Here is a 12,538-nt window from a genome sequence, read left to right as displayed (position 1 = left end):
CTATGCCTTTTCTGATGCTTTTCGATGAGAAAAGGCATTTTCTCATCGAAAAATTTTATCTTTGATAAAAACCAAATCATCAACTATGAAAAAAACTTACTTCATTTTTCTAATGCTGGTTGCTTATTCCGTGACCGCTCAAATCAATGTCACAGTCAACTTCCCGGGCCAAGGTATGCTTGATGGTCGATTGATATTGATGCTTTCAAAAAATGATAAATCTGAACCAAGATTTCAGATTCTCGATGGCCATGATACCCAGTTGGTTTTTGGCTTAGACCTTGATAATTGGGAGTCGAACAAACCTAAAATAATGAATTCGGGAAATACGACAGGTTATCCGATTCAAAATTCAAAAGATATTCCTGCTGGAGAGTATTTTGTACAGGTTTTGCTGCATAAATATGAAACCTTTCATCGAAAAGATGGGAAAGTAGTAAAACTTCCGATGGATCGTGGTGAAGGCCAACAATGGAATTTAGCCCCGGGAAATATTTATTCAAAACCAATAAAAGTTGCGATAAATCCTAAAGTTGCAAAAACCATTGTAGTCAAACTCGACCAAACTATTCCACCAATCGAAGAGCCAAAAGACACAAAATACATCAAACACATCAAAATTCAAAGCAAACTTTTAACTGAATTTTGGGGCAGACCGATGTATTTAGGAGCTCACATCCTATTACCCGAAGGCTTTGACGAACACAAAGATGTAAAATACCCTTTGGCAATTTATCATGGGCATTTTCCAAGCGATTTCGATGGTTTCCGCACAACACCACCCGATACCAATATGCCAACCGATGATTATAGCCCACGATTCAAAATTTATGGTTATAATAAAATCGTGCAACAAGAAGCCTACGATTTTTACAAAATGTGGACTGGGCCAAATTTTCCGAGAGTTTTGGCTATCGAAATACAACATGCTTGCCCTTACTATGATGATTCTTACGCCGTAAATTCCGAAAGCATTGGGCCGTATGGCGATGCTATCACCTATGAGTTGATTCCGTACATTGAAAAACAATTTAGAGGCATTGGCGAAGGTTGGGCAAGATTTACCTATGGTGGCTCAACGGGCGGCTGGGAGGCTTTGGCGGTGCAAATAAAATATCCGAACGAATACGGTGGTTGTTATGCGGCTTGCCCAGACCCGATTGATTTTAGAGCTTTCACGACGGTTGATATTTATAAAGATAAAAATGCGTATTTCTACGAAAGTGATTTCAAGAAAACCGAACGCCCAGGCTACCGAGATTATTTAGGACAGTTATCTGCTACTGTAAAAGAAATGAATATGCGAGAAGCGGCACTCGGCACGAAGACGAGAAGTGGGCAACAATGGGATATTTGGGAGGCGGTCTTTTCGCCAGTTGGGAAAGATGGCTACCCTCAACCTATTTGGGACAAAAAAACGGGCGTAATTGACAAAAAAGTAGCTGAATATTGGAAAGAAAACTACGATTTGACTTATATTTTGAAACGTGACTGGCCAAAATATGGCGATAAATGGCGTGGAAAAATCAGAATCTACTGCGGAGACATGGATAATTTTTATCTGAATAATGCCGTATATTTGGCCGAAGCTGAATTGAAAAACCTCAACAGTCCAGCTTACGAAGGTGAAGTAGATTACGGCGACCGTGCCGAACATTGCTGGAACGGCGACCACACCCAACCCAATTATATTAGTCGCTTGCGGTATCACCGAATGTTTATTCCGAAATGGACAGAAGATATGAAGAAAACTGCACCTAAAGGTGTGGATTTGACAAGTTGGCGGTATTGACACCCATTGAAATGGGCGTTTAAGGGAACACAGGAATTCTTACTTTTCCTTTCGGACTTAAAGTCCGAAAAGTGACTAAAACAATTCCTTTGTTCCCTTAGTCAGCCAATTCATTGGCTGTGTTATTTCAAAGCCTCAGCATGAAGCATTTCTAAACCCACCGAAGCACGAGGTTTGAAGCCTGTCCAAGGTTTATCGTTTGAGTTTTGATTACTAAGGTCTAAATATTTAGCATAATCTTTTTTCTTCAAATGGATTCCCAAAAAAGCCGTTACAAAATGTTGATTAATATTATTGATGCGGCGTTCGTTCCAAGCAGGTTCTGCATAGCGGTAATATTCATCAAAATGCAAACCTGGTTTCAATGATTCAGCAGGTGGTGGGTTTGGTGCAACATTATGGCGGGCATTCATATATGTAAGCATATAACGATTAGCATTTACCGCTCCATTATAAATTGCCTTGATTCCTTTCTCATAACCCGAAATATCATCTTGACTTCCTGCCACAAAAAATGTCGGAATCTTCAAGCCCTTCAAACTTTCGGTGTCCCAAACGCCACGTTCCATTCCCCACGGAGCAAAAGCTACTACTGCTTTTATACGTGGGTCGATACTTGCTTTGTATTCAGCATTATTACCCGTACGAACTTCAATTGCTTTACTTCCGCCACTCAATGCCCCAAAAGTTTTGATGATTTGGTCACTATAACCAGCACCAGCCACATTCAAAACGCCATAACCTCCCATTGAATAGCCGATGAGTCCGATATTTTGGTCATCAACAATTCCTGATAAAAAGCTGCTTTTATCTTTTCCTAAATTAGCAATCTGATTCATGATAAAAATATCATCTTTCGAGCGATTGAGTAGCGTACTCGAAAATGCGGCTGCATCTCTAAAAGTAGATTCAGTGTGGTCGATTGCCACCACAATATATCCTTTTGAAGCTAAATTTTCGGTCAAATAAGTCAATAAAAGTCTCGACCCTAAATACCCGTGCGAAACTATAACGAGCGGAAATGCACCATCGGTAGTTTTGGGAGCGGCATCACGCACAGCACGTCCTAAAAATGTAAACGGAATCAGTGGACGTTTTGGGTCGTTTGAAGAACCCATCACTTGGTCGTAGGTTACCAAATCTTTCACATCAGCCGCCACATTGGCTGGATACCACACTTCTACTTTGAGCGGTCGGTCGTAGGTTGGGTCAATGCCACCTTTCGATTTTAGCACATCAACTTGGTTTTTATTCACAAAATCAAGTGTACGAACGCCAATTTTGTATTCGCCACGAGGAGCCAGTTCGGGAGCATCGGGCAGGGCATCGCCATAAACAAACGTTTCGGCAGTATTTTGAGCAAATGAGTTTGAACAGAGAACCAAGCTGATTGCAAGAATCAGCAATTTCATTGTGTTTTGTTTCATTGTTAAGGTTGAGTTTGAATAAGAATGTTTTTGCAAATTAGACAAGAAAAAGGGATTTTTGTTTTGGTTTTTCTATTATTTTTATGTTGCTATTTTTTACCAAAAGCCATGAAAAAAATATTTACTCTCTTCCTGCTGTTTTACATCTCGACCGAAAATTTTGCTCAAACTAAAGTGGATAGCCTGAAACAAGTTTTAGCAAAAACTAAAATTGATACGGTTCGACTCAATATCCTTTCCGACATCATCAAACAAAGCCTTTACTCCGACCCAACCGAAGCTCGGAAATTTGCTCAACAATACCTTTCGATTGCCCAGAAAAATAAAATTACGAAGGAAATTGCTCGTGGAACAAACCTTATTGGCATGACTTACCATGTTTCAGGCGATATAAACAAGGCTCTCGAATTTTATATTGAAGCCTTGAAAAAATACGAATCAATCAAAGATTCGCTTTATATGGGCATTTCTATGAATAATATTGGGGCGTGTTATCAGTTCAGAAAAAAGCCCAAAGAAACCATCGAATATTACGAAAATGCGTTGTCGATATTCAAAAAAATCAATAATCAACAATGGATTGCCAATGTATCACACAATTTGGCGAGCCAATATGCCGACCAAAAAAACTTTGCTAAATCATTATCTACCAGTCAATTAGCATTAAAATCTTTCCAAGAATTAAAAGATAAAAACTCCGAGGGTTTGGCGTTTACTCAAATCGGACGTATTTATTTAGATACTGAAAAATATAAACAGGCAATTCCGTATTTTCTGAAATCTAATCAGCTTATTAAGGAAGAAGATGACCCGATTGCGATTGGTATTAACTATGAAAATTTAGGCTCTGCTTACACACAAATTGGAAAATATTCGGAGGGGGAAAGTAACCTTTTACGAGCGATTGATATTTTCAAGAAACACCAATCGCTCGAACATCTGACCAAATCTTTGGCGGCGATTAAGACACTTTATGCCAAATGGGGTAAATTTCAAGAGGCGTTTCTTTATGGTGAAGAATTTCAGAAAGTCAATGATTCGCTGTTTAATGCCACCAAAGATGAGCGGATGCTCGAAACAATAAAAAAGTATGATTTAGAGAAAAAAGAACAACAAATTAGCCTACTAAACTCGCAAAATGAGTTGAAAGATTTGAAAATCAAGAAGTCGGAAGTAGAAGCTGTTTTTTATGGACTCGGTATTTTAGGGTTAGCTGTTTTAGGAGGAATTGGCTTTTATTTATACCAAGTAAAGAAAAAAACGAGCGAAGAACTTTCTCAGAAAAATGCAATCATTACCGAAGCTCTGCACGAAAAAGAAGTGTTGATGCAAGAAATTCATCATCGGGTAAAAAATAATTTACAAGTAGTTTCGAGTTTATTAAGTATTCAATCTCGACATTTGACTGATAATCAAGCCCTTGAAGCCATAAAAGAAGGACAAAACAGAGTTAAAACAATGGGTTTAATTCACCAAAATCTTTATCAAGAAAATGATTTTCGGGGGGTAAATATGAAGAATTATGTTAGTAAGCTCATCAAGAATTTATTTAATTCATACAATATTGAACCCGAAAAAATACAACTCAAAACCGAAATAAAAGAATTGAATTTAGATATTGATACCGTTGTTCCGCTCGGACTAATTATCAATGAATTAGTTACCAATGCACTCAAATATGCTTTTCCTGATGATAAAAAAGGAATAATTTGGGTAAAAACAAACCTCGAAAACGAAAGATTTATTTTGCAAGTTTATGATGATGGCGTTGGCGTTCCCGAGGGTTTTAGTCTCGAAAAAGCTAATTCAATGGGTTATCAATTGATTCAAAATTTTGTCAATAAACTTTCAGCACAACTTTCCGTTTTGAATAAAAATGGTACATTTGTCGAAATAACAATTCCTCAAAAAAGTATTCAGAAAACATGAGTGAAATCCGTATTCTGATTATCGAAGACGACCCAATTATTGCCGCCGATATTGCCGATTACCTCAATAATGTTGATTATCGGGTTTCGGGCATTGCCTATAATCCCGCACAGGCTTACGAGCAATTAAAGACAAATTTACCTGATTTAATTTTGCTCGACATCAACCTTTCTTCTGAGCAAAATGGCATTGACATTGCCACGTATATTCATCAAAACCACGCCATTCCGTTTATTTTCCTTACCTCCTATTCTACTCGTGAGGTACTAAACAAAGCCAAAATTACAGAGCCAAGTGGCTATATTGTAAAGCCATTCGACGAAGAAGATTTATTTGCCACCATCGAAATTGCCCTCTATAACTTTGCTCAAAAACAAAAATATACTCGCCCAACACTCGACTTTTCGAGAATCAATAAAAGCATCGTCAATCCACTCAGCGACCGTGAGTTTGAGGTACTTCAGCAGATTTTTGAAGGCAAAACCAATCAACAAATGGCAGATGCCCTGTTTGTTTCGGTGAGTACGATTAAGACCCACATCAGTAATATTTTCTTCAAATTTGAAATAAATTCTCGCACTGCCTTGATGGCAAAATTGAGAAATTAAGCATTTCTATCTTTACAAAAATCATACTTTAGGCTGATTTTTTCTTCAATGAGTTGCCATAGTTTTGTATCGTTAAAAACACAGATAAGAATATCTGTATTCTTCGGAAACTTAATCTTAAATCAGCATTATTGACATGAAAACAACACTCACATTCTTGTTATTTCTTTGCACGGCTTCTGTTTTTGCCCAAAGTATAACCAGCTCTTCTAAACCAACGACTAATACCGAAAATCCTAAACCCAAAATTGGCTCGAAGACCGACATTCGGAATCCGTTTGATACCACAAAAGTGAAACCAAAAGCACAAGCCAAAAACAAAGAAACTGGCTGGGGCGATGTTGGTGTGGTAAAAGAAAATAATGGGTATATTGGAGAAACGGAAAAGAATAAAAAGCCTAAACCGAATGGACTTGGTGTTGGCGAAGACCCATTTGGTAAGACCCCAAAAAAGGCTTCGCAAAAAAAGAAAAACGGGTATGCGAATCAAGAAGTAAGTTATTGAAAGCATTTGCAAGTACTTAGAGAGTCATCTTTTTCAACTTATTCGCCATGAAAACCCTTGCTAACACACTAATTATCGGCGTTTTAATTAATTATTTTTCCTTAGCACAGGTGCAATCGCTCGATGGTACTTATAAGACCAGCGGTAGCGAGGCTGGCCGAACTGTACTGACTATCTCGGATAATGCCAGCACCTTTCATGTGAGCTATATTGATGCTAATTACCAAAGTTTTTCGCTCAATGGCTCGCTACAAAATCCCGCTACTAATTTCTACCAAAGCAACGAAACATTGGGTTGCGGCTCACCCTCCGAAAGAAGTCAGAAGGCCGTTGAAATTACATTTGCTCGAAAAAAACTGGGCAAAGAAGTAAAACTCGACTACAAATACTGTGATGGCAACACGATTAAACGTGTAGCTAAAACTTTCATTATTCAAAACAACAACTAATAAATAGTCATGAAAATCTATTTTATAGTACTCAGTTTCATGCTGAGTCAGGCAATTTTTGCCCAAAGCTTTACGCTTTTGCCAAATAGTGCCACCAGTAATGCACTTAATACTACTGCCAATAAAGTAGGAATAAATATTGGCGTACCTAATGCCGAATTACACATCAATAGAGTAGGAAACGTAAACACACAAATACAGTTTACCAACGGTGCAACTGGCACCAATAGCATCAATGGGCTGTGGTTTGGCATTGACGAGCAAGGTGGAGGCATTTTGAGAAATAGAAAACTAAATTCAGACTTTAGAATAGAGCTCAATGAAGCTGGAAACTTTGGTAATAATATCTATTTGTTTGGTGAGGAATTTAGAACTAATCGGGCAATTGCATCGTATGCAAGAGTATTTGTGCAGGATACTTCGCAAACACTAAACAACAATGTCAGCTACCCCATTGGTGCTTTTAGTAATAACAATATCGTCGAACTTTTACTCGAAACAAAAGGACAAATTTCTGCCTCACAGTTTTCGCTGAGGCGTTATCCTGCCGCAAGTAATGTAGTAAAACAAAATGTAAGTATGGCTGGGCAAACAGTTTTTGAAAATACTGACCAATATAATACTGGCAGCTTTATATTCTTAGATTCGAAAGTTAGGGCTTTGGCTAATAATACCGAAAGTTACATTAGTCCAACTCGCATTGCAATAAATGTAACTCCTAACGATAATTTTGAAAATACACTCGAAGTAAATGGAAACGCCCGAATTGGTGTAAACGGAAACGCTATCACAGCCATTAATAATGAAGAATTGGAGGTTGATTTACCAAGTATTGCGGGGGGAAGTACCCACACACAAAGTTTTCCGATTTCCAATATCATCAAAGAAAGAAATACAGTTTTGGTATCGCCCAATGTAGCATTGCCCAGTGGTTTTATTATCGCTCAAGCACGAGTTTCGGCCAATAACACAGTTGAGATTACGTTTGCAAATCTAAGTTCATCAAGCATAGATTTACCACGAGGTATCTTCAACTGCACAGTCATTACATTCCCGTTTATTCCCTAAAACCACTCAATAAGTAATAGCTCATTTAGTTTATTTTTTGAGCTTTTTTTCCAAAATTTGATAAACCTTTAAAAAAATCATGCTATGAAACGTTTCCTCCGAACTGCACTTTATTCCATCATTGGGCTTGTATCAATCATTGGTATTGCCCTATTATTCCTCAATTTCAAAGGAGTGCCATCTTATGAAGTGGCCATTCCCGAAAACATTAAAAATCTAAAAGTCGAGGTTACGCCTGAGCGTGTGGCTCGTGGCGAAAAAATTGCGACAGTTCTTTGCAATGGTTGCCATGCCAATAATGATAATCGCTTGGTAGGCAAACCAATCCTTGATTTACCTTCCGAATTTGGCAAAGCTTACTCGCTCAATATTACACAAGATAAAGAAGAAGGAATTGGAAATTGGACTGACGGTGAAATTATGTATTTCTTGAAAACGGGTATCAAACGCAACGGTAAATACTCGCCAATTATGCCAAAACTACCAAGAATGGCCGATGAAGACGTAAAATCAGTGATTGCTTATCTGCATTCCGACCGTTATCCTGTACAAGCAACCAAAGGCAAACAGCCTGAACAAGCACCGAGTTTGTTACTAAAAGTACTAACAAATACAGTAATGAAACCGCTCGAACCAATCAAAGAGCCAATCAATGTTCCTGACTCGACAAACGTGGTAGAATTTGGAAAATACATTGCAAATGATATGATTGCTTGCTATGCTTGCCACTCGAAAGATTTCTCGAAACAAGACCCACTCCATCCAGAAAATTCACTTGGTTTCTACGGCGGAGGCAATCCGATGCCTAACCTCGAAGGGCAAATCATTCCATCATCTAATATCACATTTGATGAAGAAACTGGTATCGGTAAAAAATATACCGAAGCACAGTTTGTTGATGCTGTAAAACTTTGTAAAAAACCTGACGGCAGTACGCTCCGCTACCCAATGCAGCCGCATATCACACTAACTGATTACGAAGTAAAAGCTGTTTATGCTTATCTCAAAACGATTCCCAAAATTAAGAATCAAGTGAAATAAATTACTATAAAATACTGCTAATCAGTGCCATAAAAGCACTGATTAGCTACCGCTTTGCCCAAATTTCAAACAATTTTATGCCATGAAAACCATTAAAAGATTATTTGTTTCAGTATTTCTAATTAGTCTCAGTGCTTGCAGCAAAGAAGATTCTACTTCTGCAACACCAGACCCAACTGCTATGATTATTGATAAATGGTGGTGTGCAAAAGCAGGAACTGGCACGATAGCCTCACAATATTTCAAGGCGGATGGCACTTGGGAACAAGGCTCGAAGGGCGGAAAATTTAACGATACTGGTAAGTGGACTTTATCAACCGATAAAACAAAAATCGTTCTCTCTTCGGTGCTTGATTATAACAAAAAATCAAAATCTGCTTGGGAATATGATATTACCTCAGCTTCAGCTACAAATTTACTAATGAACTGGTCGGCTTTTGGTGTAAAAATGGATTTGGAGGTTTGTAAATAAAACTTTCTATTACCTTTGTGCGGTAGGTTATGCAAGATATATTTATACGATTAAATACTAAAGTCATACAATTACGTGTTTAAGAAGAATTACCGTATGATAAATCTATGAACAAAAAAAAATTGCTTCTACTCTATTTATTGGTATTTGGGAGTTTCTCCTTACTCGCCCAACCACCAGCAAGCCCACGTGGCGAACGCCCTCCGAAGCCAAATGCCGAACGGTTTACTGAAAGAATAACAAAAGAATTAAACCTAAATGCAGCTACTTCAAAAAAAGTACACGATGCTTTTTTGAATAATATGAAGAAGATGGATGCCGTTTTTGCCAGTAAATTAGATGAAAAAGATAGAAGAGCAGCATTAGAGGCCAATAAAAAGGCTTTCGAGAAAACGATGAAGGGTATTTTGAATCCTGCTCAATATACACAATTTTTGAAGTTGGAAGCTGAACGCCCTGGTCCACCACCGCCTCCACCGAATGGTGAAAGGCCACCAAGACCAAGATAAATAAAAAAGCGGTAGTAAAGCTCAATCTTTACTACCGCTTCTATTATTACATTATCTATTAAATCTTACGTTTCAGCTCAAAGTGCTGTCCAAGATAGACTTTTCTTACCAGCTCATCACTTGCCAATTCTTCGGCTGTTCCTTGACGGAGAATTTTCCCCTCAAAAAGCAAGTAAGCTCGGTCGGTTATTGAGAGTGTTTCATTTACATTGTGGTCGGTTATCAAAATTCCGATGTTCCGGTCTTTTAGTTTTGCCACAATTCCTTGAATCTCTTCTACGGCAATAGGGTCAACGCCCGCAAAGGGTTCATCAAGCAAAATAAATTTAGGGTCAACTGATAAAGCCCGAGCAATTTCACAACGGCGGCGTTCACCTCCCGAACACACAATTCCTTTGTTTTTACGAACGTGTGTTAAACTAAATTCTTCAAGTAACGATTCGGTCTTTTCTTTACGTTCGGCTTTGGTCATGCTAGGTTTTGCCAATTCCAAAACGCCCAAAATATTTTCTTCGACCGTCAAATCTCTAAAAATTGAGGCTTCTTGAGCCAAATATCCTACGCCTAATTTCGCACGTTTATACATCGGCAACGAAGTAATGTCCAAATCATCGAGCCAAACTTTGCCACTATTGGGTTTTACGAGTCCAGTCGCCATATAAAACGAGGTGGTTTTGCCCGCACCGTTTGGGCCGAGCAGTCCAACAATTTCACCCTGCCCTACTTGGTAACTTACATTATTATTGACCAGTCGTTGACCGTACTTTTTTATCAAATTTTCTGTTCTTAATATCATATTTAGTAGAACAGGTTTTCAACCTGTTGTTTTCTTATTCTCGGCTGAACAAGTTAGAGACTTGTTCTACATGCAAAATTACGCTTTAATCAACAAAAGTCAGCGTTAATATTTCTTAACTATACTTAATATCCTTCAACATCAACTGCAAGGTCGTTTTATTATTGAAAGTATTTTCATCTATCTGATACGCTATACTAAAATATTTATTGGTGTTCAATCGCTGGAAATGTTCTTCCACCATTCCGAAACCTACTGCCGTCAGAATCGCCCCTGTTTCTTCTTCAAAAAGCTCCAAACGCAAATGTTTTTCTTTCATAACCCTCGGAGCGTATTTGAGCGTCAGGTTTTCTGTCACGAAAACTGGCTGCATATTTTCTGGGCCAAACGGAGCCATTTGATTCATAATTCGATAAAATTTAGGACTAATTTCGGCCAATTTTATCTTTAAATCAATGGTCACAACAGGCGTTAATTGCTCAGGTGTAATATATTTGCTCACAACTCTATCAAATTCTAAGCGAAAAGCATCAATATTTTCGATGGGCATAGTCATGCCTGCGGCGTGGGTATGTCCGCCAAATTGTTCGAGTAAATCAGCACATTCTTCGATTGCTCCATAAAGATTAAAACCTGCCACCGAACGAGCCGAACCAGCCGCTTTTTCGTGCGATTTTGTGAGAATAATTGTCGGACGATAATATTTTTCGATGCAACGGCTCGCCACAATTCCGATAACGCCTTTGTGCCAATCTTCTCGATAAAGCACCGTACTTTTAGCAGTATTTAGTAGCCATTCGTCACCCTCAATCATCGCAATTGCTTCCTCTGTAATGCGAGAATCGAAAGTTTTTCGCTCTGAATTATGCTTTTGTATTTCACCTGCAAATGCCAATGCCTCATCATAGTTTTCTGATAGTAAGAGTTGTACGGCTGCTTTGGCATGTTTGATTCTTCCTGCGGCATTGATTCTTGGGCCTAACACAAAAACCACATTTTCGACCGTCATTGGAGTCATAAAACCTGCTACCTCCTTCAAAGCCTTTAGTCCGATTCGTGGGTTTTCATTGAGTTTTTTTAAGCCATAAAAAGCCAACACTCGATTTTCGCCCGTAATCGGAACAATATCTGATGCAATACTTACGACACATAAATCCAAAAATTCATATAAATTATCAATCGGCATTTCGGTGCGAGTACAGAATGCTTGAAGTAGCTTGAAACCAACACCATTACCTGTCAATTCCTTATAAGGATACGGGCAATCTTTGCGTTTTGGGTCGAGTACGGCAACTGCATTGGGTAATGTATCATCAGGTTCGTGGTGGTCGCAGATGATAAAATCTATATCGAATTTTTCTTTAGCCAAAGTCACTTTATCTTGAGCTTTGATACCACAGTCAAGACAAATTACGAGCGAAACACCCTGCTCAGCCGCCCATTCAATGCCCTGTACGGAAACACCATAGCCTTCTTCGTAGCGGTCGGGGTTATAGTATTCTAAATTACCATAAAACGTTGATAGAAAACCATATACGAGTGCCACTGCTGTTGTACCATCCACGTCATAATCGCCATAAACCATTATTTTTTCGCCATTTTCGATAGCTTCTCTAAGCCGAACAACGGCTTTTTCCATATCTGGCATCAGAAATGGGTCGTGTAAATGACTTAGTTGCGGACGAAAAAAATCTCGGGCTTCATCAAAAGCAGTAATTCCACGCTGCACGAGCATGGCAGCAAGGGCTTTATCGACATTAATCGCTTGCGAAAGTTCAACGACGGATTCAGTACTTGGAGTAGGTTTATATGACCAACGTTTTTCGGGCATTGTACAGCTTAGTTTATATAACGAGACGTAAAATTACGGAATAATTTATGTTTTAAGCGAAAAACCCTTATAATAAGCCATTCTTAGGGGTAAAAACAAAAATCCGTAGCC

12 protein-coding genes are annotated in these 12,538 nt (G+C 38.6%); 9 read left to right on the top strand and 3 right to left on the bottom strand.

Annotation, left to right across the window (positions count from 1 at the left end):
• Positions 1–85 precede the first annotated feature (85 nt).
• A complete protein-coding gene (locus ABR854_RS11195; RefSeq protein WP_350265486.1) occupies positions 86–1,792 on the top strand; it encodes an alpha/beta hydrolase in 1,707 nt (568 codons plus the stop codon).
• Positions 1,793–1,914: 122 nt separating this feature from the next.
• On the opposite strand, the gene ABR854_RS11190 is transcribed toward ABR854_RS11195, so the two are convergent.
• Positions 1,915–3,219, bottom strand: a complete 1,305-nt coding sequence (locus tag ABR854_RS11190) for an alpha/beta hydrolase family protein (protein ID WP_350265485.1) — start codon at positions 3,217–3,219, stop codon at positions 1,915–1,917.
• A 108-nt stretch (positions 3,220–3,327) separates the two neighbouring features.
• On the opposite strand from ABR854_RS11190, the gene ABR854_RS11185 reads away from it, so the two are divergent.
• The 8 genes from ABR854_RS11185 (at position 3,328) to ABR854_RS11150 (ending at position 9,800) form a co-directional block, all read left to right on the top strand.
• Positions 3,328–5,148: a tetratricopeptide repeat-containing sensor histidine kinase gene (locus ABR854_RS11185; RefSeq protein ID WP_350265484.1), complete on the top strand. Its 1,821-nt coding sequence runs from the start codon at positions 3,328–3,330 to the stop codon at positions 5,146–5,148.
• Positions 5,145–5,756 (top strand): response regulator transcription factor, encoded by a 612-nt coding sequence (locus ABR854_RS11180; RefSeq protein WP_350265483.1) that lies wholly within the window; start codon positions 5,145–5,147, stop codon positions 5,754–5,756. The genes ABR854_RS11185 and ABR854_RS11180 overlap by 4 nt, the downstream gene beginning before the upstream one ends.
• Before the next feature lie 136 nt (positions 5,757–5,892).
• The gene (locus tag ABR854_RS11175; RefSeq protein WP_350265482.1) at positions 5,893–6,261 is read left to right on the top strand and encodes a hypothetical protein; all 369 of its coding nucleotides are present in this window, start codon (positions 5,893–5,895) and stop codon (positions 6,259–6,261) included.
• Between the two features lie 47 nt (positions 6,262–6,308).
• Complete coding sequence (locus tag ABR854_RS11170) at positions 6,309–6,710, top strand: hypothetical protein (RefSeq protein ID WP_350265481.1); 402 nt, start codon at positions 6,309–6,311, stop codon at positions 6,708–6,710.
• Between the two features lie 9 nt (positions 6,711–6,719).
• Positions 6,720–7,778, top strand: coding sequence for a hypothetical protein (locus tag ABR854_RS11165; RefSeq protein WP_350265480.1), 1,059 nt, complete (start codon positions 6,720–6,722; stop codon positions 7,776–7,778).
• A gap of 84 nt (positions 7,779–7,862) precedes the next feature.
• The gene (locus tag ABR854_RS11160; protein ID WP_350265479.1) at positions 7,863–8,819 is read left to right on the top strand and encodes a c-type cytochrome; all 957 of its coding nucleotides are present in this window, start codon (positions 7,863–7,865) and stop codon (positions 8,817–8,819) included.
• A gap of 82 nt (positions 8,820–8,901) precedes the next feature.
• Entirely contained in the window at positions 8,902–9,291 is a 390-nt protein-coding gene (locus tag ABR854_RS11155; protein ID WP_350265478.1) for a hypothetical protein, read from the top strand.
• 107 nt (positions 9,292–9,398) lie between these two features.
• Positions 9,399–9,800, top strand: a complete 402-nt coding sequence (locus tag ABR854_RS11150; protein ID WP_350265477.1) for a DUF4890 domain-containing protein — start codon at positions 9,399–9,401, stop codon at positions 9,798–9,800.
• 58 nt (positions 9,801–9,858) lie between these two features.
• Here the strand turns inward: ABR854_RS11150 and lptB are convergent, their stop codons facing one another.
• Together lptB and recJ are read right to left on the bottom strand one after the other, a co-directional pair.
• Positions 9,859–10,596 (bottom strand): LPS export ABC transporter ATP-binding protein, encoded by a 738-nt coding sequence (gene lptB / locus ABR854_RS11145; protein ID WP_064197642.1) that lies wholly within the window; start codon positions 10,594–10,596, stop codon positions 9,859–9,861.
• Positions 10,597–10,711: 115 nt separating this feature from the next.
• Complete coding sequence (recJ, locus tag ABR854_RS11140) at positions 10,712–12,427, bottom strand: single-stranded-DNA-specific exonuclease RecJ (protein ID WP_350265476.1); 1,716 nt, start codon at positions 12,425–12,427, stop codon at positions 10,712–10,714.
• Between the last annotated feature and the right edge of the window lie 111 nt (positions 12,428–12,538).

It is taken from the genome of Emticicia sp. W12TSBA100-4 (genome assembly GCF_040253585.1).
Taxonomy (GTDB): Bacteria; Bacteroidota; Bacteroidia; order Cytophagales; family Spirosomataceae; genus Emticicia.
This window is presented reverse-complemented; position numbering and strand designations above follow the sequence as displayed.

What these genes read in the sequence shown, in the direction of transcription:
- ABR854_RS11195 (WP_350265486.1), top strand. Translation starts at nt 86, where the DNA reads ATGAAAAAAACTTACTTCATTTTTCTAATGCTGGTTGCTTATTCCGTG.
- ABR854_RS11190 (WP_350265485.1), bottom strand. Translation starts at nt 3,219, where the DNA reads ATGAAACAAAACACAATGAAATTGCTGATTCTTGCAATCAGCTTGGTT.
- ABR854_RS11185 (WP_350265484.1), top strand. Translation starts at nt 3,328, where the DNA reads ATGAAAAAAATATTTACTCTCTTCCTGCTGTTTTACATCTCGACCGAA.
- ABR854_RS11180 (WP_350265483.1), top strand. Translation starts at nt 5,145, where the DNA reads ATGAGTGAAATCCGTATTCTGATTATCGAAGACGACCCAATTATTGCC.
- ABR854_RS11175 (WP_350265482.1), top strand. Translation starts at nt 5,893, where the DNA reads ATGAAAACAACACTCACATTCTTGTTATTTCTTTGCACGGCTTCTGTT.
- ABR854_RS11170 (WP_350265481.1), top strand. Translation starts at nt 6,309, where the DNA reads ATGAAAACCCTTGCTAACACACTAATTATCGGCGTTTTAATTAATTAT.
- ABR854_RS11165 (WP_350265480.1), top strand. Translation starts at nt 6,720, where the DNA reads ATGAAAATCTATTTTATAGTACTCAGTTTCATGCTGAGTCAGGCAATT.
- ABR854_RS11160 (WP_350265479.1), top strand. Translation starts at nt 7,863, where the DNA reads ATGAAACGTTTCCTCCGAACTGCACTTTATTCCATCATTGGGCTTGTA.
- ABR854_RS11155 (WP_350265478.1), top strand. Translation starts at nt 8,902, where the DNA reads ATGAAAACCATTAAAAGATTATTTGTTTCAGTATTTCTAATTAGTCTC.
- ABR854_RS11150 (WP_350265477.1), top strand. Translation starts at nt 9,399, where the DNA reads ATGAACAAAAAAAAATTGCTTCTACTCTATTTATTGGTATTTGGGAGT.
- lptB (WP_064197642.1), bottom strand. Translation starts at nt 10,596, where the DNA reads ATGATATTAAGAACAGAAAATTTGATAAAAAAGTACGGTCAACGACTG.
- recJ (WP_350265476.1), bottom strand. Translation starts at nt 12,427, where the DNA reads ATGCCCGAAAAACGTTGGTCATATAAACCTACTCCAAGTACTGAATCC.